The sequence below is a fragment of the Foetidibacter luteolus genome (assembly GCF_009650435.1).
Classification (GTDB): domain Bacteria; phylum Bacteroidota; class Bacteroidia; order Chitinophagales; family Chitinophagaceae; genus Foetidibacter; species Foetidibacter luteolus.
The window spans coordinates 26,970-47,966 of the sequence record NZ_VVIP01000040.1 but is presented as its reverse complement, the minus strand read 5'-3'; the positions used below and the strand labels follow the sequence as shown (position 1 = coordinate 47,966).

The 20,997-nt window shown below is 45.2% G+C and carries 17 protein-coding genes; 8 read left to right on the top strand and 9 right to left on the bottom strand.

Translation table 11 applies throughout. The annotated features are described in order from the left end of the window. Nucleotides 1-16: 16 nt before the first annotated feature. Together F0364_RS12210 and F0364_RS12205 are read right to left on the bottom strand one after the other, a co-directional pair. Nucleotides 17-1,447, bottom strand: coding sequence for an L-serine ammonia-lyase (locus F0364_RS12210; RefSeq protein ID WP_153798070.1), 1,431 nt, complete (start codon nt 1,445-1,447; stop codon nt 17-19). A gap of 131 nt (nt 1,448-1,578) precedes the next feature. After that, nucleotides 1,579-2,907 (bottom strand): M24 family metallopeptidase, encoded by a 1,329-nt coding sequence (locus tag F0364_RS12205; RefSeq protein ID WP_207632643.1) that lies wholly within the window; start codon nt 2,905-2,907, stop codon nt 1,579-1,581. Between the two features lie 405 nt (nt 2,908-3,312). On the opposite strand from F0364_RS12205, the gene F0364_RS12200 reads away from it, so the two are divergent. Continuing rightward, nucleotides 3,313-4,080 carry a metallophosphoesterase gene (locus F0364_RS12200; RefSeq protein ID WP_153798068.1) on the top strand — a complete coding sequence of 256 codons (768 nt, stop codon included), beginning with the start codon at nt 3,313-3,315 and terminating at the stop codon, nt 4,078-4,080. An 8-nt stretch (nt 4,081-4,088) separates the two neighbouring features. Here F0364_RS12200 and F0364_RS12195 read toward each other — a convergent pair whose 3' ends face one another. Further along, a complete protein-coding gene (locus F0364_RS12195; protein ID WP_153798067.1) occupies nt 4,089-4,241 on the bottom strand; it encodes a hypothetical protein in 153 nt (50 codons plus the stop codon). Between the two features lie 200 nt (nt 4,242-4,441). On the opposite strand from F0364_RS12195, the gene F0364_RS12190 reads away from it, so the two are divergent. The 3 genes from F0364_RS12190 (at nt 4,442) to F0364_RS12180 (ending at nt 9,067) form a co-directional block, all read left to right on the top strand. Then, nucleotides 4,442-5,632, top strand: a complete 1,191-nt coding sequence (locus tag F0364_RS12190; protein WP_153798066.1) for a DUF481 domain-containing protein — start codon at nt 4,442-4,444, stop codon at nt 5,630-5,632. Between the two features lie 98 nt (nt 5,633-5,730). Continuing rightward, the gene (locus F0364_RS12185; RefSeq protein WP_207632642.1) at nt 5,731-8,226 is read left to right on the top strand and encodes a mechanosensitive ion channel family protein; all 2,496 of its coding nucleotides are present in this window, start codon (nt 5,731-5,733) and stop codon (nt 8,224-8,226) included. Between the two features lie 193 nt (nt 8,227-8,419). Further along, nucleotides 8,420-9,067, top strand: a complete 648-nt coding sequence (locus F0364_RS12180) for a COG3650 family protein (protein WP_153798064.1) — start codon at nt 8,420-8,422, stop codon at nt 9,065-9,067. Here F0364_RS12180 and F0364_RS12175 read toward each other — a convergent pair. The 4 genes from F0364_RS12175 to F0364_RS12160 all read right to left on the bottom strand — a co-directional run bounded on the left by F0364_RS12175 (nt 9,064) and on the right by F0364_RS12160 (nt 13,347). Then, nucleotides 9,064-9,378: an outer membrane beta-barrel protein gene (locus F0364_RS12175; RefSeq protein ID WP_207632641.1), complete on the bottom strand. Its 315-nt coding sequence runs from the start codon at nt 9,376-9,378 to the stop codon at nt 9,064-9,066. The two genes, F0364_RS12180 and F0364_RS12175, sit on opposite strands and share 4 nt — an antisense overlap. A gap of 202 nt (nt 9,379-9,580) precedes the next feature. Further along, the gene (locus F0364_RS12170) at nt 9,581-10,021 is read right to left on the bottom strand and encodes a response regulator (RefSeq protein ID WP_153798062.1); all 441 of its coding nucleotides are present in this window, start codon (nt 10,019-10,021) and stop codon (nt 9,581-9,583) included. Nucleotides 10,022-10,294: 273 nt separating this feature from the next. Next, on the bottom strand, nt 10,295-11,617 hold the full coding sequence (locus F0364_RS12165) for a citrate (Si)-synthase, eukaryotic (protein WP_153798061.1): 1,323 nt from the start codon (nt 11,615-11,617) through the stop codon (nt 10,295-10,297). A 371-nt stretch (nt 11,618-11,988) separates the two neighbouring features. Beyond that, a complete protein-coding gene (locus F0364_RS12160) occupies nt 11,989-13,347 on the bottom strand; it encodes a GH1 family beta-glucosidase (protein ID WP_207632640.1) in 1,359 nt (452 codons plus the stop codon). Between the two features lie 123 nt (nt 13,348-13,470). Here F0364_RS12160 and F0364_RS12155 point away from each other — a divergent pair, with 123 nt between their 5' ends. The 4 genes from F0364_RS12155 to F0364_RS12140 all read left to right on the top strand — a co-directional run bounded on the left by F0364_RS12155 (nt 13,471) and on the right by F0364_RS12140 (nt 16,321). Next, entirely contained in the window at nt 13,471-13,869 is a 399-nt protein-coding gene (locus tag F0364_RS12155; RefSeq protein WP_153798060.1) for a hypothetical protein, read from the top strand. A gap of 265 nt (nt 13,870-14,134) precedes the next feature. Further along, on the top strand, nt 14,135-15,424 hold the full coding sequence (mtaB, locus tag F0364_RS12150; RefSeq protein WP_153798059.1) for a tRNA (N(6)-L-threonylcarbamoyladenosine(37)-C(2))-methylthiotransferase MtaB: 1,290 nt from the start codon (nt 14,135-14,137) through the stop codon (nt 15,422-15,424). A 156-nt stretch (nt 15,425-15,580) separates the two neighbouring features. Beyond that, complete coding sequence (locus tag F0364_RS12145; protein WP_153798058.1) at nt 15,581-15,871, top strand: hypothetical protein; 291 nt, start codon at nt 15,581-15,583, stop codon at nt 15,869-15,871. 183 nt (nt 15,872-16,054) lie between these two features. Next, complete coding sequence (locus tag F0364_RS12140) at nt 16,055-16,321, top strand: hypothetical protein (protein WP_153798057.1); 267 nt, start codon at nt 16,055-16,057, stop codon at nt 16,319-16,321. 68 nt (nt 16,322-16,389) lie between these two features. Here F0364_RS12140 and F0364_RS12135 read toward each other — a convergent pair whose 3' ends face one another. Both F0364_RS12135 and gyrA read right to left on the bottom strand, forming a co-directional pair. After that, nucleotides 16,390-17,691 (bottom strand): hypothetical protein, encoded by a 1,302-nt coding sequence (locus tag F0364_RS12135; RefSeq protein ID WP_153798056.1) that lies wholly within the window; start codon nt 17,689-17,691, stop codon nt 16,390-16,392. Nucleotides 17,692-17,715: 24 nt separating this feature from the next. After that, nucleotides 17,716-20,406, bottom strand: a complete 2,691-nt coding sequence (gene gyrA, locus F0364_RS12130) for a DNA gyrase subunit A (protein WP_153798055.1) — start codon at nt 20,404-20,406, stop codon at nt 17,716-17,718. Nucleotides 20,407-20,997: the final 591 nt, after the last annotated feature.

The window sequence follows — 20,997 nt, the reverse complement described above, 5'->3', positions numbered from 1 at the left end:
CATAAAATTTTTTGTTTTAGCATTCACTTAAGCTAATGGGTATGGCTACGGCCAGGCCGCCGTCGGCGGTTTCTTTGTATTTGCTGTTCATGTCAAGTGCGGTATTCCACATGGTTTTAATAACATTATCCAGGGATACCTTGGCATAATCAGGGGCACTTTGCAGAGCAAGCTGAGAAGCAGTAATAGCTTTAATGGCGCCCATGGTATTGCGTTCTATACAGGGCACCTGTACCAGTCCGGCCACGGGGTCGCAAGTAAGGCCCAGGTGGTGCTCCATGGCAATTTCGGCGGCCATCATGGCCTGCTTTTGCGTACCGCCAAGACTTTCTGTTAATGCTGCGGCAGCCATGGCAGACGATACGCCTATTTCGGCCTGGCAACCGCCCATAGCGGCGGAAATGGTAGCCCCCTTTTTAAAAATGCTGCCTATTTCGGCGGCGGTTAGCAGAAAACGGATAATCTTTTCATCATCGTAGCCATTGCAAAAGCAGATAAAATATTGCAGCACGGCGGGTATAACGCCTGCGGCGCCGTTAGTGGGTGCTGTTACCACCCGGCCAAAAGAGGCGTTTTCTTCGTTAACGGCCAGCGCAAAACAACTTACCCAATCCAGGATGTATTGAAAGCTGTTGCCTTTGTCACGTATCAGTTGAAGCCATTCGTCGTAGTTGGTGTAATGGGTTTCACCACACAATAGTTTTTTGTTAAGGTCTGCCGCACGCCGCCTTACATGCAGGCCACCGGGCAGTTCGCCACGGTTGTGGCAGCCACGGTAAGTGCAATCCCGCATGGTGTGCCAAATGCGCAGCATGCCCTTTTTAGTGTCGGCATCGCTTCGCCAGGCATTCTCATTTTCCATCACTACTTCATAAATGGCAAAGCCCGTTTTAATACACCAGTGCAATAAATCATTCGCCGTATTGATAGGAAAAGGCAGTTGCACGGCGTCTTTGCTGCTTTGTCCCTCTCCTTCCTTTACCACAAAACCGCCGCCTATGGAATAATAGGTTTCGCTGATGGTTTCGCCATTGGAAAAAGCTGCCAAAAAACTAATGCCGTTGGGGTGAAAAGGCAAGGTTTCTGTAAACAGGAATTGAAGGTTTGTCAGCGGGTCATAGGCCACCGGTTTACCACCACCGATAAGTATCTGTTTGTTTGTTGTAATGGCCTTAACTTTTGGTGTAATGGAATCTACATCTATGGTTTCCGGGTTTTCTCCGCAAAGCCCCATCAATACTGCTATATCTGTTCCATGCCCTTTGCCGGTTTTGGCAAGTGAGCCATACAACAGCACAGTAACAGATTGCAGTGAAGTTCCAGTATAATTTGTTTCTATGGTATGCACAAAACGCAGCGCCGCCTTCCATGGTCCCAGTGTATGCGAACTGGATGGCCCCACGCCTATCTTAAACATGTCAAAAGCGGAAATGGCTTCGTGCGGCATAGATTTAATTTAAGCCACAAATCTAAGGGTGATTTAAAAAGCGGATTTAGAAAGATTTAGTGAACAGAAAATTTTACGGTGAGTGGGTGTCTTCTTTCGCCATTCTACACTCTTTGTTCCTTGTGCAACATTCACTCCCTTACCCTTGGCACCAGGTAAATTTCTTTTTGCCTGCCATTAATGTACCTGAACCCAGCTTTGTCAAAATATCCATCTTCTTCCAGCATAATGCGTATTTCCTTGTTCCATTCAGGCACATGGGTGGCCGCATTTAACTCAATGGAGTAAGCGGTGTTATAGTGCAATGGGTAATCACCGCTGCCGGGCACGCCGCCCTGCATATCCCACATGCCAATAGTGGGGCCAGCGGCATGGCCATGATAACCCAGCGGGTGTGTGTAAATAGTTGGTTTTAACCCCTCTGACCGTGCCTGCTGCAATGCCGCTGCCAGCATTTGATTGCCCGTATTGCCAGCTTTAAACTGCGCCGTTAATATATCCTGCAGGCGGTTGGCCGCGGCAAATGCTTTTTTAATACCGGCAGGCACATCTTCCTCACCCGGTCGCAATATATACGCATGTTCCTGTACATCGGTATTAAGCCGCAGGTAGGTAATGCCAAAATCAACATGCAGCAAGTCGCCGGGTATAATGGTTTCCGCGGCAGCATTCTTAGAAAAGCTTTTCAGGTGGTCGAATACGGCACTGTCATCACGCTGTATGGATACTGACGGATGAAACCAGGTTGCCAGGCCCATATCATTTAGCTTTTGCCTAAACCACCATACAAGATCGGTAGTGGTGGTAATGCCCGGCGTAATTACGTTTTCTGAAAAACCCTCTTCAATAATTTTATGGGTTATGCTTATAAGCTGCGGGTAAATTTGCATTTCGCGTTGTGTTCTTGTTTCCAGCCAGGCTACGGCCAGTTGCTCCGCTGAAATTATTTTGCTTTTGGTTTCTGCAGGCAGGTGCTGCAGCATTTCCAGGTAGTCGGTATGGTCAAGCCCGTCTGCATGGCCAAAATCCGTAGAAATGTTCAAAGCAATTTTTGCCGGCTTGCGCTCATTAACCAGGTAGGCCAGTGCGTCCCACTGGTCGGGGTAGCGTTTCATATCCCATGCGGCAGTAATACTGTCGCCCACATTGTAGCGGGCTACCGCCAGTTTTTCAAAAAGGTTCTTTCCCGCGTTCCTGTAAAACACCAATATCGTTCTTCTTCTTGCATTCAACCATTCAGCGGGCAGCATGGTTTTTAAAACAGGGTCTTCATTGTACTCGCGGCTTACAATTACCCACATGTCAATGTTGTGTTTGTCCATCAGCGCAGGCAACAGGTTGCTTAGGCGGTCATTAAGTATATCATTGATAACTTTTGCCTGCTGCCGCAGGTTAAGTACCTGCGCATTTAACAATGATGCGCACAGGCATAGCAGTAGTAACATGGTGTTTTTCTTCATAAACAGGGGATATATTGCAATATAATGCATTGGCCGGCAAAGCAGCCACAATACAGTTCTTTTGGGGGTGCCCCCAAGCTATCGCAAGGGGTCGGGCTTTCCGCTCATACTCCGGCACAAAAGCCGGGCTGCGATGGCCTCACCGGGGTATCCGCTTCAATCCCTCACCCAAAAGTGCAGCAGGCTGCTTTTTCTGTGGGCAGCGCCTTAAGCAAGCGTGGTTATAAATACGATGTGATTGGCCGTAAATACACTATTTGACATAAAGTAGCTTTTAGAATTAGCATAAGTATGTACACAACCCTTGTTCCTTCAAAAAACCTTTAGTCATTTACCATTAAAAACGCGACCAAAGTTGTTTGTAAGTGCTTATTTTGCATCCTTCAAGCAATTAACTGCTTTGGCATGAGAACATTTGTAATGGGCGACATACATGGTACACACAAGGCCCTGCTGCAATGCCTTGAACTGGTGAATTTCGATTACAGTAACGACACTTTAATACAGTTGGGCGACGTGGCAGACGGCTATGATGAAGTGTTTGAATGCGTGGAAGAATTACTGAAGATACCTAACCTTATCGCTTTAAAAGGCAACCATGATGAATGGATGAGCCACTTTTTGGAAACGGGGTTTCACCCGCAGGCCTGGGCGCAGGGCGGAAAAGCCACAGCCATGTCGTACCTGCGGCAGGCAGGTAAAAAAGAAGTCATCCTCAGCAGCCGGCAGGGCTATACCACTACACTAAACCCTGCTGACATACCGGAAACCCATCATAGTTTTTTCAGGAAACAGCACCTCTATTACATAGACGATAACAATAATTGCTTTGTACACGGCGGCTTCGACAGGCGACAGGCATTTAAGGGGCAAACGCCTTTTTTGTACTACTGGGACAGGGACCTATGGAACGAAGCCCTCTCCTGGAAAGCAAGCGCAAGAGGAGATTTATCTGCGGGCCAGTTTCACATGGCAACCGGCTTTAACCATATATTCATAGGCCATACCAATACACTCTATTGGAATACTGACAAACCCATGCACGCCGCCAATATTTTTAATATAGATACCGGCGCCGGGCACAGCGGCAGGCTAACCATTATGAATGTGGAAACGCTGCAATACTGGCAATCGGAGCCGGTAAGCACCTGGTACGATAAACGCCACAGGTAATTTGTTATTTAGCTGCCACGGTTGGCGCCGGTGCTTCTTATTTTCTTGGTTACATTGGCCTGCTTGGATGATGTTTTGATAAACTTAGAACCACCAGCCTGGTTTTTAGGCCCTTTACTTCCTTTGCTTTCGCCTTTTTTATTATTTACCGGTAATGACATATTGTAAAGTTTTATTGCTACAAATATAACAGTTTCATGCAAGCATGTAAGCAGTATGGCAAACGCTGCAATAAACTGTACAATCCATGTAATCTTCTGCCGCCCTGGCGATACTGCTTTCTTTGCCAGTACAAATTATTCCGCCAGCCAATTGCTAAAAGTTGCTGATGCTTGGCGAATAAAGAACAAACCGTACAAGTGTGCGACGCAACGATGCCTTATGTCAGTTCCTGCTGCCGGGCCCAAAATATTGCTTCACCAAGCAATCAATTGCCGCAGGCAACAAAGGCAACCAGGCGCTTTGTAAAAACCTTCTTCTTTTTTATGCGTTATTGGTATATTTTGAAGCGCTATTCCTGTTTAGTGCAACCATGAAAAAACTAATTGTAACATTCTCAATATTGTTGCTGCTCACATTAAAAGGCTTTGGCCAAATGGCAGATACCATAGTCACCAAAAAAGGCACAGTGCTTAGCGGAGAACTGGTATCTCTAAGCCGTGGTGTTTTATTGCTTAAAACAGACTATGCTTTTGACCCGCTTAATTTAAAATGGAACGAAATAAGCCTTATAAAAACTGCCAAGCGCTTTAAACTGTTTAGCCGTAAAGGATTTCTGTACATAGGGCGGCTGCAGTTAGACACCCTGAACGGTAAAGCCGTTATGAGCGTTATAGCAGACAGCACCCTGCAACTTAACAAAGACGAGATTGTGGAAATAAACCGGTTTGAGAATCAAAAGCTGTCTGACAAGCTTGCACTAAGAGCCGACATTGGCTATACGCAAATAAAAGCCAACAAATCCATACAAATGAGCCTGGGCTTTAATGCCGCTTACACGGCCAAACGCTGGCTGCTGAACCTTGATTACTTTTCTTATGGGGCAATGGTAGATACTGTCAGCAACGGAAGGGGCAGCCTGGGGCTGGGTGTAAAGTATATTTTTCCCGGCAACTGGTTTATTGTGGGCCAGGGCAACTTCTTTTCAAGCACAGAGCAAAATATTGACCTTAGAAAAACAGCCTTACTTGGTTTAGGCAATTTTTTAATACGGCGCGATAAAAACCTGTTGTACATAAATGCCGGCGGTACTTTTAACGATGAGAAATTTACCACCTCGGCAGAAAAGTTTAAAAGCTCCGAAATATTTGGCAACATACATTCTGAACTTTACCTGGTACGGGGTATTGACATTTTAAACGAGCTGATACTGTATCAAAGCCTTAGCGAGGCCGGAAGGTTCCGTGTTTACTTTAACAGCGATATAAGGCTGAATTTTGTAAGGCATTTTTCTTTTGGTTTAGGCGGTACATTAAACACAGACAGCAAACCACCCGTAGCCAGCAACAAAACAGATTACATCCTGAATATTAAACTTGGCTGGAAGCTGTAGAGGCAATGTCTGCCAGCGGTACTCAAAGGCTTACACACAATAGCGCCCAAAGCGTTTTTTTATTACTTTACAGTTGCATGAAAACACCGCGGCATACTATGGCATTTAAAAGATTGCTTACCTGTGTATTTACATTTTTCTGCCTGGCGCCTACTGCTTTTGCGCAGCAGGCAGATTCGCTGCCACCGGCGCCGCCTGATACGCCGCATATTCCCGCCGTAGTAAAAAGGGTACAGGAAGCTTCAAAAGAAGAAGCCCGCAAAAGCATTCTTAAATACCAAACCAACCTGTTAACAAAAAAGCAGGAAGAACTGTTGGAAGGCCTGCGTTTAAATTCTGTTGCCGCAGGCGACTACCTGAAAAAAGGCCTTGACACCACCACCATAAGCCAGGAGCTTGAGAACATAAAAAACTGGTACAGCATTGCGGCCGATGGCGTTTTTAACAATAAGGGCACAGCGCAAACGTATAGGAACCTTACCGCTACCTACAATATTCTTTACGAGTTGCACAAACGGGCATTAAACCGTAAGCAATACATTGACAACTATGAAAAAGACCTGCGAACTTTCAGGTTCCAGATTGACTCGCTGTCTGCGGACAGCCTGATGTATAACCTGCCTACAGATTCCGCGGAGCTGATAAGGTTTGCACGCCGGTACATTTACATAGCCCGTGATATGAGCCATACAGATTCCGCATTGGATAATGCCATCGTCAGCGCTCAGCAGATGCAGGTACAAATTAACCAGTTGGTGTATCAGCTTAACTCCAGCTTAGAAGAAATTAACCACTACCAGCAACAGCTTTCCCTCAAAACGTTTAACCGGGAGTTTTCCAACATCTGGGGCGAAGTTGGCTTCAGGCGTCCCTTCACAGAAATACTACATTATTCTGTTGCCAAGACCAGGCTAAACCTCGGTTTTTATACGGCAGATAATCTTGGAAGGATTCTATTGCTGCTGCTTTTGATTGCCTGTGCTACATTTTTCATGCGTTCCGTTAAGCAAAAGCTACAAAACGAAAACCTGCTTAAAGATGATTTTGATGGCCAGTTGGCACTTCGTTACCCGTTTCTTTCGGCAGTTGTAATCGTCATTAGCCTTTTCCAGTTTATTTTTCCCGCACCCCCGTTTGTTTTCAGCACCTTGTTATGGGTAGCCGCGGCCACCTGCCTTACCATCATATTCAGAAACTTCATCGTTGGTTACTGGATGAAATTCTGGCTCATTACCCTGCTGCTTTTTATTGCTGCCTGCACTATTAATTTGGTGCTTCAGGCGTCGCGTACAGAACGTTGGGGCATGCTTGCATTAGCCCTGGCGGGCATGGGTACAGGGCTTTACTTTTTGCTGAAAGGCCATTTAAAGGAGTTGCGGGAAAAACTTATCATTTATTTTATCGCCCTGCTGGTTTTACTTGAGGCAGCTTCTGCAATAGCCAATTTTTACGGGCGGTATAACCTGTCGAAAACATTGCTTACCGCGGGGTTTTTAAACATTATAACAGGCATTCTTTTTTTGTGGGTGGTACGGCTTATCAACGAAACCCTTACACTCGCATCTGATGTATATACCACGCCAGAAAAAAAACTCTTCTTCATTAATTTTAACCGTGTGGGCAACAGGGCGCCTGCCTTACTTTATTTTTTATTGGTTATTGGCTGGCTTATTGTTGTAGGGCGCAACTTTTATGCCTTCCGGCTAATTGCCGAGCCCCTTAAAGAATTTTTCATAACCGATCGTAAAATAGGCAGCTTTTCATTTACCATCAGCAATGTGCTCCTGTTTTTCCTTATTATTTCCTTGTCGGTTATCACTTCTAAAATCGTGTCGTTCTTCGCATCAGACAGTCATGTACCAGCCCGGGAAGCAAAAGAAAGAAAGGCCGGTGTGGGTAGCTGGCTATTGTTGATACGCGTTACCATTATAACAGCCGGGCTGTTGCTGGCGCTGGCAGCAACAGGCTTTCCCATGGACAGGATTACCATCGTTATCGGCGCATTGGGCGTAGGTATTGGCCTGGGTTTACAAACCCTGGTTAATAACCTGGTCAGCGGTCTTATCATCGCCTTTGAAAAACCTGTTAACGTAGGCGATATTGTTGAGTTCGGCGGCCAGGCCGGCACCATGAAATCAATTGGTTTCCGCAGCAGTGTGGTAACCACCTGGGAGGGCGCCGATGTAGTGATACCCAACGGAGACATACTTAACGCCCATCTGGTTAACTGGACTATCGCCGGCAACAAACGCCGGCTGGAAATAATAGTAGGGGTATCCTATGGCACCGATCTTGACAAAGCCAGGCATGTACTGGAGCAGGTACTGGCCAACGACGAACGCATTCTTCAATACCCCGCCCCAACGCCGCTGTTCCAGCAGTTTAACAACAGCTCTATTGACATAAGAATTGTTTTTTGGGTAAGAAACATCCGGGAAGGTTTTCCACTAAAAAGCGACCTTATCCGGGAGATTGACAAAGCTTTCCGCCGCAATGGCATAGTAATACCTTTTCCCCAGCAAGACCTTCACATACGCACCAACAGCCAGTTTGAAATTAAACCATCAGACAACAGCCATGAAAAACAGGATTAGGGCGTGTCCCCAAGCTGCGCAAGGGGCCGGGCTTTCCGCTATTACTCCGGCACAAAAGCCCTGCTGCCATGGCCTCACCGGGGTAACCGCTTCAATCCCTCACGCTATGGTGACGCAACCAAATTGCTTACCAGCCTGTTTTACAATACAACATGCAATCAACACCATCTTTAAAACCATGCAAACCACTCTTATGCTTAAAACAATGTTACGCCTGTTGCTTGCGGGCAGTATGGCAATAAGCGGTTGCCAATCGCCAAACAGCAATACCAACAATACTGCAACCAGCGATACTGCGGCAGGCAGTACACCGCCTGCAACGCAAAGCACTGCAGAAGACCCGGACATTACTGATACCGTACCTGCCGAAGCCTATGGCATTAACACGTATGGAAAGCAGGCCGCAGAAAACGTTAAGGCTACTTTGACAAAAATGTATAGCGGCGATCTTGAGAAAAATATTATTGACAGCATCAGCAGAAAGTTTATCATTTTTCAATACGATCTTAACGGCGATGATGCCAAAGAAATATTTGTTGGCCTTACCGGCCCCTACTTCTGCGGAACCGGTGGCTGCACCTGTTTATTGCTGGACAGCGCAGGCAACAGCATTACTGCATTTACCGTTACAGATTACCCCCTTATAGTAGCGGGCACAAAAACAAACGGCTGGAAAGATTTGATACTTTCCAGCCGTGGCACTAATCACCTGGTTAAATATAACGGCAAAAAATATCCCTCAAACCCCAGTGTGTTGCCGGCATACAAAGAAACACCGGGTGATGAATTACCAAGATTGCTGGATTTTTTGAATGAGCCTTATCCCTGGTTCAGGTTTTAGTTACCGTTGCCATCAAGGGAAAAATTATAGCCCAGGTGAATGCCCACAAAAATGATGTCGGAATCATTATCTTTTAACCCGCTGTGCTGGTATCGAACCCCAAAGTCAAAATTATTAAACACATACCCTATTCCTGTATTCCAGGTAAAAGATGTTTGGGTATCTGAAGCAGAAGCGCCGCCTGCTTTGGCGGTTATGGTGGTAATTGAAATACCAGCCTGCGGCTGCAGGTAAAAATCGCCCAACAAATAGCGTACACCGGCCAGTACTGGTATTGATTTGGCAAAAAGTAGGACAAAGTGCTGTTGCAAACCAGGGATACCAGCCCTATTATCGTAAAAGCATAGCAACCTATCACACAAAAAGCAGCCTGCTACACCTTTGGGTGAGGGATTGAAGCGGTTACCCCGGTGAGGCCACGGCAGCAGGGCTTTTGTGCCGGAGTAATAGCGGAAAGCCCGACCCCTTGCGATAGCTTGGGGGCACCCCCTGAAATTCTTTCCTTAGAAAGATTTAATTCCCCGAATGCTGAATGGCTTCTATAAGCCCGGGCGTAACCAAATCGTTGTACACATATTCATGAAGGATAGCCTCGTCAAGCGCTTTTTTTAACTCTGCCGGTTCGGCGTCTTTAAGCAGGTAACCTTTGGCGCCGTTCTTTAGCATTTTTACGATGGCCGTAATGGTATCCATGGTACTAAGGGCCAGTATGTTAACCTGGCGGTAATGCCCCTGCAGCCATTCGGCGGTTTCGTAACCGTCCATTTCGGGCATGCTGATATCAAGCAAAGCAATATCAGGCAACCGGTATGGGTTTAGCTGGTTAATAAAATCTTTACCGTTGGCCGCGCCGAACAATACCTCATACCCGGGAAAACTGTTGATAAGCACAGCCAGCCCTTTCCTGAACAGGTCATGATCATCCACTATGGCAATGTATTTTTTACCAGTCATAAGATATTCGATTTTAAAAGAGTTTGTATAGGGTGGCAAAATATGTGCCTCGCTAATAGTTTCATGTGACCCTCCCCGCACTTTAGATAATAAACAACCGGTCAAAATTCGGAGAAAAGGTTTTGTTAAATAAGGGGGAAAACACCGTAAAATGCGAATAAATAGCACAATGGAAAACTGCCAGGCTACCGTAGTTTATACACGTATTTCTACTTAAGGGCATTAAAAAGCCCGGCTGGCGCCGGGCTTTAAACAAGGTATGCATGTGGATAATTATTCCCAAATTTCTTCTTTTCCTTCCAGCCACATTTTAACCGATTCTGTGGTAACACTCTTGGGCCTTTCCAAGGGAAAGCCGAGGGCCCTATCCCAGCAAAGGCTGGCCAATACCCCTAATGCACGGCTTACGCCAAAAAGAACCGTGTAAAACTCGTATTCCACCATGCCGTAGTGTACCAGCAGGGCGCCGCTGTGGGCATCTACATTAGGCCAGGGGTTTTTAATTTTACCCAGCGACTGCAGGATGGGCGGAACGGTTTCGTACACGTTCCAAACTGTTTGCACCAACGGATCGTCTGGCATGTGCTTTTTGCCAAACTCCATTTGTGCGGTAAACCGGGGATCGGTCTTTCTTAACACGGCATGGCCATAGCCCGGCACCACTTTGCCCGAGGCAATTGTTTGCTGTACATATTCGGCAATTTGTTCTTTGGTAGGTTGCTCTGTGCCCAGTTCTTTCTGCAGTTCAAAAATCCATTTAATCACTTCCTGGTTGGCCAGGCCGTGCAACGGGCCTGCCAGTCCATTCATGCCCGCGGCGAAACTAAGGTAGGGGTCGCTAAGTGCAGAGCCTACCAGGTGAGTGGTGTGGGCAGATACATTGCCACCCTCATGGTCGGCATGTATGGTCATGTACAGGCGCATCAGTTCTTTAAAACTTTCATCGCCATAACCCATCATGTGGGCAAAATTGCCGGCCCAGTCCAGCAGGCCGTTGGGCTGTATATGATCGTCGTTTTTATACTTGCGGCGGTAAATATGCGCAGCTATGCGTGGCAGGCGGGCAATAAGGTCTAATGTATCGTCAAAAACCGGTTGCCAGTAATCTTTTTTATTAATGCCCTGCGCGTAAGCTTTGGCAAAATTGCTTTCTGTTTGCAAAGCCATTACCCCGGTAACAAACATAGTCATAGGGTGGGTTCTAAGGGGCAAAGCATCCATTACATCAAACACATGGGTTGGCACATGGCTGCGGCGTTGCAAGATGGATGATACACGCTGCACATCATCGTCTGTGGGCAGTTCCCCTATCAGCATCAAATAAAACAAACCTTCCGGCAAAGGTTCGCTGCCACCGGGGGCTTTGGGCAGTTTCTCCTGCAGTTCCGGTATGGAGTAACCGCGAAAGCGGATACCTTCCTGTGCATCCAGCAAGCTTGTTTCACTTACAATACCTGTTATCCCCCTCATGCCCTGGTAAACCTGGGAAAGCGTTACTTCCCCAATTTTTTTACCGCCATGCTCTTTCAATAAATTCTTTATCTCGGCATTGGCAGATTGCGCCTTTGCATTGAATCGCTCTTTTAATACATCCATAAACTGGTTATTTTAACAGGCTAAAAAATATTAAGTGAAGGGCATATCGTTAAGACGGGTAAAGGTAATTGAAGTTGCTTGTCAGAACAAACATTTATGCCCCGTTGAAAGCAGTTTTTTAACTGCACGTAAACAGCAGAATGGCAATGCATAGCATGTGTAACCTGATGGCTCATAAGGTATGTTATTAACTGTTAAACAATCGGCTTAAAACCGGTGCTGAAATATACAGGATAAAACGGTTGCAGGGATAATTTTTTTTGTTAGCGCAGGCGGGGGAGAAGTTGTGGTGAGTAGGGAGTAGTGAGTGGGCAGTAGCAGGGCTTTCATTCAACATTCATTATTCCTTGCTCCTTGTCCGGTATTCTAAATCAGCTTGCCAAGAACTCTCTGAACCAATAACCGGAATTCTTAATAGTCCTTAGCTGCGTTTTAAAGTCAACATGTATTAAGCCAAAACGTGCATGATACCCTTCGGACCATTCAAAGTTGTCGGTAAGCGTCCACGCAAGGTAGCCGTTAATGTTCATGCCTTCGTGTTTGGCCCTTAGCAGTGCGGCCAGGTGCTGCTGAAAATAACTGATACGCTGCGTATCGTTTACAACACCATTCTTCACCTCGTCTTTAAAGGCGGCGCCATTTTCTGTAATGATTATTTCTTTAACGCTGCCATACAGCCAAAAACGACGTATGATGTTGTAAAAACTGTTGGCATTAATTTCCCAGCCCATAGCTGTGTAAGGCACTTTACGGCTAACAGCTTTAACTTCTGAAGCCTGTATAACAGGTATAATGGGGTTGTACCTGATAACAATGGGAAAATAATTCTGAAGGCCGATAAAATCAAACCGAAACGCCATTTGCTGGGTATACTTCCAGGCTTTGTTGTGCAGTTCCAGCCGCTCCAGGAACTTAAAATCATCTTTGGGGTAACCGCGGCCAAGAGCAGGTTCAATAAAGAGCCGGTTCATTAAAATATCCATGCGTTTGGCAGCCATTACATCTTCATCACGGTCTGTATATGGAATTACTTCTGAGCAGGAAAAGGTTGTGCCTATATGCGCTTTATCTACCAACTGGCGTATTATGTGGCCGCCCTCGGCCTGCGCCAGTGCGGCATGGTGCACAGCCGGTAAAAAGTTAGACATGCCCGTTTTACCCGGAGCATGCCTGCCCAGCATATACCCCAGCGATGTAAAGCCCATGGGCTCATTTAAGATAATCCAGTCTTTCACCCTGTCGCCAAATTCTGCAGCACAAACAGTAGCATACCGGTTAAACCATTTAAGGATGCGGTAGCTGGTCCATCCACCCTCTTTTTCCAGCGCTTGGGGAAGATCCCAATGGTACAGCGTTACATACGGCTTCAGCCCCAGCTTAAGGCATTCATCTATTACCTTGTTGTAAAAAGCTACGCCTTCTTTATTCACCCGGCCGGTACCTTCGGGCAATATCCTTGGCCACGATAGGCTGAAACGAAAAGTATTAAATCCCAGTGCTTTGGCCAGCATCAGGTCGTCTTTATACCGGTAATAAAAATCGCAGCTATTGTAGGGCTTATCGCCGTTTTTAATTTTTCCCTGGCGGCGTGCAAATACATCCCAGATAGACAGACCTCTTCCATCTGTCATGTAGGCCCCTTCATTTTGCTGGGCAGCCATGGCCACGCCCCATTGAAAACCTGGGCCAAACATTTTTGCTGATAAATTATTGCCGTTGTATGCACTCATAGGCGCCTGCAAAACTCTGCTGTATCTGTATTATCTTAATATTATGATTAAGTTATCAATTTAACAGGCACTGTGGTGCGCTAATTGAAATAAATATCCCATTTTTAACCCGTAACATTTTGCATGAAAATATTTGTACTCTTGTTTCTTACCGCATCAGCCATATCCGCGTCGGCCCAAAAGCCTGACAGCATTTGCTTTCACCTTTATACAGACAGCCTTAAAAAAGGAGTTTACAATTACATTAATGTAGATGGCAAACTAAGCAATGGCAGGTATATACCGCTGGATACTGCTGACATAAAATTTACCGCAAGCTATGGCAAATGGTTTGGCAACAGTCTTGTAATTGACTCGTCCTATACCAAAGACTCGGTAGTGGTGCAAGCCACTTCCCGGCATAACCCGGCCCAATCCATCAGCGTTACGATGTTTATTAAAAAACGGCCCGATGATGAAGTATTAAAAACACTGGATGAAATACTCAACAGCCCGGCGCCGCGAAAGAGAAAAAGAAATTGAGCCTACCCTTATAGCCCCCTGCACATTAGTTTTAAAATGGCCAGGTTTTAGATACCAGCGACATATTTTCATGGGATCGCCTGTTGCGTCGCAAGCACTTCATCGTTCGTTTAATTGGGCATCTTTTCAGACCCGGGGCGGTAGAAACACGATGCATCGTGCCTTTATGTAACATTGAACAATAAAATATTGAACACGGGAACATTAAACAGCCAAACATCAAACTGCCTGAAACAACCCCAACCTTTCTTATCTTTGCGCCCTTATGCAAAAAACGCGTTCTGTAGCTTTTCATACCTTGGGTTGTAAACTCAATTTTTCGGAAACCTCTACCCTTTCCCGCATGCTGGAAAATGATGGTTTTGAAAAAAAAGAGTTTGATGACGTTGCAGACGTGTATGTCATCAATACCTGTTCCGTTACAGAAAATGCTGACAAAGAGTGCCGGCAACTGGTACGGCGCATACAGCGTAAATCGCCGGAAAGCCTCGTGGTAATTACCGGTTGCTATGCACAGTTAAAACCTAAAGAAATAGCTGAAATACCTGGTGTTGACCTGGTGTTGGGCGCTGCCGAAAAATTTAACATAGGACAGCATTTGAGAGAGCTGGCTAAAGGCGACTCTGCCCGTATAAGCAGTTGCGACATTGAGGAAGTCAGCGGTTTTAATGCCTCCTTCTCTATAAACGACCGTACCCGTACTTTTTTAAAGGTGCAGGACGGCTGCGATTATACCTGCGCTTTTTGCACCATACCTATGGCCCGCGGTAAAAGCCGCAGCGACAGTATTGCCGGCGTACTTAACAATGTACAACAACTGGCCGCCAGCGGCGTGAAGGAAATTGTGCTTACCGGTGTTAACCTTGGCGATTTTGGCAAAGGCCCGGATGGCAATGCCCCGATTGGCATTAACAGCAGGCCTGAAAATTTTTATGAACTAATACAGCAACTGGATAAAATTCAGGGCATTGAACGCTTCAGGATTTCATCTATTGAGCCCAACCTGCTTACCAACGAAATAATTGCTTTTGTAGCCAACAGCGCCAGGTTTATGCCGCATTTTCATATTCCCTTACAAAGCGGCAGCAATAAAATATTAGGCCTTATGCGCAGGCGCTATAAGAGGGAACTGTATGCAGAAAGGGTTGCGCTTATTAAAACCTTAATGCCACATTGCGCTATCGGGGTTGATGTTATCGTAGGTTTCCCCGGCGAAACTGAGGAGGATTTCCAGGAAACTTTTCATTTTTTGCACCAGCTTGATGTTGCTTACCTGCACGTTTTTACTTACTCCGAAAGACCCAATACCAAAGCGCTGGAAATAAAACCGGTTGTGCCGCTTAACCTGCGCCACGAACGGAATAAAATATTGCGTAACTTGAGTTACCGTAAAATGCAGTTTTTTACGGAACAGCACAATGGCCAAACCCGTAAAGTGCTGTTTGAAGACCACGATAAAAACGGGATGATGGAAGGTTATACCGATAACTACATACGCGTTACCACTCCTTACCGCATTGAATTCGCTAACCAGGTTATTGACTGGAACCTTTGATAAACATACAAACGAATGCCTGCTGTAGAAAGATTGTAAACAAGGCCTCTTTTAACAGTTGTCTTTATACACTTCTTTTTTGTTTCAACGTATATAATATAACTGTTAAAGCGGTGCCGTTTACAGGTATTGTTTAATGGTTAATAATTAAATATCATGAAGAAGTTTCAGGCGATTATACAGTTTACGATGGACGAGCATTTTATGAAATTGATTCCGCCCCACCGTACTTACATCAACTACCTTATCAACAAAAACATTATTGAAAGCTATGCCGTAAGCATGGAATCGCAAACGGTTTGGGTAACATTTACGGCGGAAAGTAAAACCGAAGTGGACAAATACCTGGCAAAATCGCCGCTGTATGTTTACTGGAGTTATGTAATTGAAGAATTGTTTGTGTACGACAGCCAAACCTACCGGCTGCCATCCCTTCAGTTAAACTAATTAATTATCAATAACTTATATTATTTACAATAATTTATTCCTGCTTATTTTTGGCGTCTTGGCCAATACCCTTATTTTTGTTTCACTCACTTACTACCTCTTAATTATATAACTACCCATTCAGCACAAAGCCAACGCAACTTACTGCCCGTATAAACTTATAAAAACCATAAGGAGGTTGATATGTATTCGTATGCGCTGTTAGAACCTGAGTGTTATTACCTGGTGCAGGAAAAAGAAAATGAGCCGCTTACATTATTGCAGGTAAAAGTAGTTTCTGATACCAGCATGTACGTTATTAAATACGGAGAAACCGAAGTAAGCGAATGGAAGCTGAAAACAGATTACATAAAAGACATTATTGAGTTGCTGAGTGATGATGTGGCAAGGCAATGGATGAAAATCTATTACAGCAATGAAGATGCTTACTACGAGGAAGACGATGATTAAACGTAACTTATGCGCAAAATAAAAGCCGGCTACAAGCCGGCCTTTATTTTTGGACTTTCTATTTGGTTTTATTGTTTGTATTTATCGTGCTCAGAATCGTAGAGGTTAAATTTAGCTTCGTACTCATCATAAGCTTTTGTATCGCGGCCTCTTGCTTTATCGCGTTTCCAGCCGTACAGGTTGGCCAGGTTATCAACCGCCCTGTTTAAAGAAGTTGCTTCGCTTTTTTCCCTTGTTGCTTTAGCTTTTAAAACTTCATACGCTTTCTCAAGCCACTGTATTGACTTATCGGCCAGCGGAATCTGCGCCTTTTCCAAAGCTTCTCTTTTTGCTTTAAGTTCGGCGCCCTCGCCACGGTAATCGTAAGATTTCTCATCCAACACACTAAACTGGGCATAGTACATTACACCGGCGTTGTATGCATAAATGCCATTCGGCTCTTTTTCAAAAGCCTTGGCAAAAGCTTCGGCAGCAATGTTCTTTATTTCCACTTGCTGGGCACTATCCAATTTGTCAACCTCAGCTTTTTCCGCTGTAGCCAATGCGTCCGCATAGCCCAGGTATTGTTCAAGGGTAGTTATTTTACCTTCTGCACTTTCTTTTTTATAACGCCCCATCAGGTCAGTAAGGGAAGAACTTGCCGTAATATTGGCCATTTCTGTCTGATTCCATAATGTAGCCTGGTCAGGATATAGCTCTTTTGCAAGTGCCAATGTTTGAGTAAACTTGTCAGTTTTCTTTTCTTTCTCGTAAAAATCGAGCATATAACGGTACATGTCGAGGAACTCTTTGCCATTTACCTTAAGGTTGGCCAGTTTCTCGTAATAGCCTACAGCATCGCCCATTTTACCGGCATTCTGTGCTGAATATCCTGTATAAAGGACAGTAAACGTGTCTATTGCAGACTGGTTGGTACCAAAACCATTCTTGTTAATGAAATCGCCCATTTCTTCCGCAACCTTAAAATATTTAAAGGCAGAATCCCATTTGCTGTCCTGGAAGTATTGTTTGCCGTAGTCGAAAGAAGTTCCATACATAACACCCACGGGGCGTGGGCCGTTTTCTTTCATAAATTTCAGGTCCGGCTGTAATTCCTTGTATTTGGCAAAAGAATTATATGCCTCCACATTGGCATCAGGATATTTTGCAAAGAGGGCTTTGTCTCCGAATATTTCACTGTAAACAGTTGAACGCCAGTAATAGGTCTCCGGATTATTTTTCGCTTTTTCCTTTGTCACCAGTTCATCCACTTCCTTCTTTGCATCTTCGTACTTTTTCGTTTGGGTCAGGAGCATTACCTTGGAAAAGTCCTGGCTCATGGCAACCAACCCGAAAGAGGCGAATGCAACCGTAAAGAGAATTTTTTTCATAAAAGGATGTTTATTTAGATGTAATTATTGATTCTCCTGTTCTCCGGGCTCCTGGGTTGTGTCGTTGTTATCGTTCGTACTTTCGTTATTGTTTTCTACATCTGTTGCAGGCTGGTCTGCATTTTCAACTTTTTCCTCGCTGATACTGCCGTCCTCCTCAATCACTTCCTGCTCATTTATCTTAGAAATGGCCGCAATTTCGTCTCCCTCATCCAGCCTTATCAGTTTAACACCTTGTGTAGCCCTGCCAGCGGCTTTTATGCTGTTCACCGCTGTTCTTAGTGTAATGCCTGATTTACAGGTTATTATTAAATCTTCCTTTTCAGTTACATCCAAAATGCCTACCAGTTTGCCGGTTTTTTCGGTAACGCTTATGGTTTTAACACCTTTACCGCCACGGTTTGTAATCCGGTATTCGTCAACAGCGGTGCGTTTGCCAAACCCTTTCTCACTAACCACCAGCACCGTTTTTTCTTTGTCGTCTTTATCTACACATATCATACCAATTACCTCGTCAGTTTCATCATCCACTTCTATGCCGCCAACACCTATAGCGCCGCGGCCGGTAGGGCGTACTTTGCTTTCCTCAAACCGTATGGCCCGGCCACTTTTTATGGCCAGCATAATTTCATCTTCCCCATTGGTCATCCGGGCTTCCAGCAATTCATCCCCTTCCACAATGTTAATGGCGTTCACGCCGTTTGCACGTGGGCGGCTAAAATCTTCAAGCAAAGTTTTTTTGATAATCCCCTTCTTGGTACACAACACAATGTAATGACTATTTACAAAATCTTTATCATCTATCTTTTTAACATCAATGATGGCCCTAACCTTGTCGTCAGAAGGTATTTGTATAAGGTTTTGTATGGCCCTTCCCTTGCTTTGCTTTTCTCCTTCCGGTATCTCGTATACCTTAAGCCAGTAACACCTGCCCTTCTCTGTAAAAAACAGCATGGTATCGTGGGTAGATGCAACAAACAGGTGCTCTACATAATCTTCCTGCCTTGTTTTACTGCCTATGGCGCCACGGCCACCGCGGCGTTGCTGGCGGTATTCTGTGGCAGAGGTCCTTTTGATATAACCAAGGTGAGAAATAGTAATCACCACATCTTCCTGCTCAATCAAATCTTCAATGCGCATTTCATCCGCCAGGTACTGAATTTCGCTTCTGCGCGGATTACCGAACTTTTCCTTTACTTCAGCCAGTTCTTTTTTAATAAGGTCGTAACGCAAATCTTCGCTGGCGAGCAATTCCTTCAACCGTTTAATATTCTTTATCAGCTCATTAAATTCTTCCAGTATTTTATCACGCTCCATGCCCGTTAAGCGTTGCAGGCGCAATTCCAGTATGGCTTTGGCCTGTAGGTCAGAAAGGCCTTCTTCCTGGGTGTACAATTCACTGGTCAAATCTGCAAACAGTTCCTGGCCCAGGTACCATTTTTCTTCCCGGCTTTTGGTCATTAAAGACTCTTTGGCCTCTTCCGGTGTCCTGCTGCCGCGTATAAGGGCAATTACTTCATCAAGGTGGTCCAGCGCTTTCAGGTAACCTTCCAGTATATGGGCCTTTTCTTCGGCTTTGCGCAGTTCAAATTTTGTACGGCGTATCACCACCTCCATTCGGAATTCCACAAACTCGCTGATAAGGTCACGTACATTTAAAATCCTGGGCCGCCCTTTGCTGATGGCTACATTGTTAATGCCAAAGCTGGTTTGCAGCTCGGTAAATTTGAATAACTGGTTAACAATTACATTAGCCACTCCGTCACGCTTAAGGTCAACCACAATGCGGGTACCTTCACGTTTGTTACTCTCATTGTTAACATGTGCAATGCCTTCAATGGTCTTGTCATTTACAAGCTGGCCAATCTTGTCCGTCAACGCATCCAGGCCAACCTGGTAAGGCACTTCAGTAATTACAATCTGCTCCCTGCCACTTTGCTTGGTTTCAATATGGTATTTACCACGCACTACTACCCTGCCCCTGCCGGTCATTAATGCCTGCCTCACTCCTTCCATTCCGTAAATAGTGCCTCCGGTGGGAAAATCAGGGGCTTTTACGTACTGTATCAGCTCTTCAGCGGTAATTTCCTTGTTATCAATGTATGCAATACAGCCATCAATCGCTTCGCCAAGATTATGCGGCATCATGTTGGTAGCCATGCCCACGGCAATGCCGCTGCTGCCGTTTACCAGCAATTGCGGTATGCGGGTAGGCAATACGGTGGGCTCTTCCAGGCTGTCATCAAAATTGGGTTGAAAATCAACCGTATCTTTTTCAATGTCTTCCAGCATGGCTTCAGCAAAACGGTGCAGCCTTACTTCGGTATAACGCATGGCCGCTGGCGGATCCCCATCCTGCGTACCAAAGTTACCCTGGCTGTCAACCAGCACGTGGCGCATAGAAAACTGCTGCGCCATACGCACCAGCGTATCGTAAATAGAAGCATCGCCATGCGGGTGGTATTTACCCATTACGTCTCCCACCACACGGGCACTTTTTTTATAAGGCTTGTTGCTGTTATTGCCCAGTTCGTTCATGCCAAACAGTACCCTGCGGTGCACCGGTTTAAACCCGTCACGCACATCGGGCAGGGCACGGCCTACAATAACTGACATTGAGTAATCAATGTACGCCGTTTTCATCTGCTCCTCAATATTCACCTGGATGATCCTGTCATTATCACTGGTCTCCTGTGGCTGTAAATTCTCTTCCATATTGCAATTTAACTGTATTAAATACGCCTTTTTTGCGGGATTGCAAATCTAACAGATTAGGCACTAAAACCACTAAATTCACTGGCTTTTTTAGGGTGTTTTATCAACAAATGTGCGTAGTTAAGGCAATAATAACCGGGCGGTGTTTTTAAGACCCCGGGCAGCCTATGTTTTGCTTCGCAAAAGAGGGGTAATTGTTATGAGCCAGGCAAAGGAATATCTATTGAACTTTGGTTGTGTCAATCACTTGTACGCCTTGTACGCTATGCAGCTTTTCAGACCCGGGTAAATATCATTTCAGGCAATACCTGCCAGTAGTACTGCCATTTAAAAACTTGCCTGTATGCAAGGTGCTACACAAAGCTGCGTAGCGAATCCAGCCGTACAAGTGAGTGACACAACGATGCCTCATAGCAGTAATACTGCCGGGAACATGCAGCACCAAAAACACGAAGTGTTTTAAAAGCTTTATAACCAACACAATAAATTGAAGTGTTTTAACGATATTTGCATTGATATTATGCGCATTATAACGTATTCTTTACAATAAAGGGCATGTTGTGTGCATTATATAGAACACTAACTCAACGA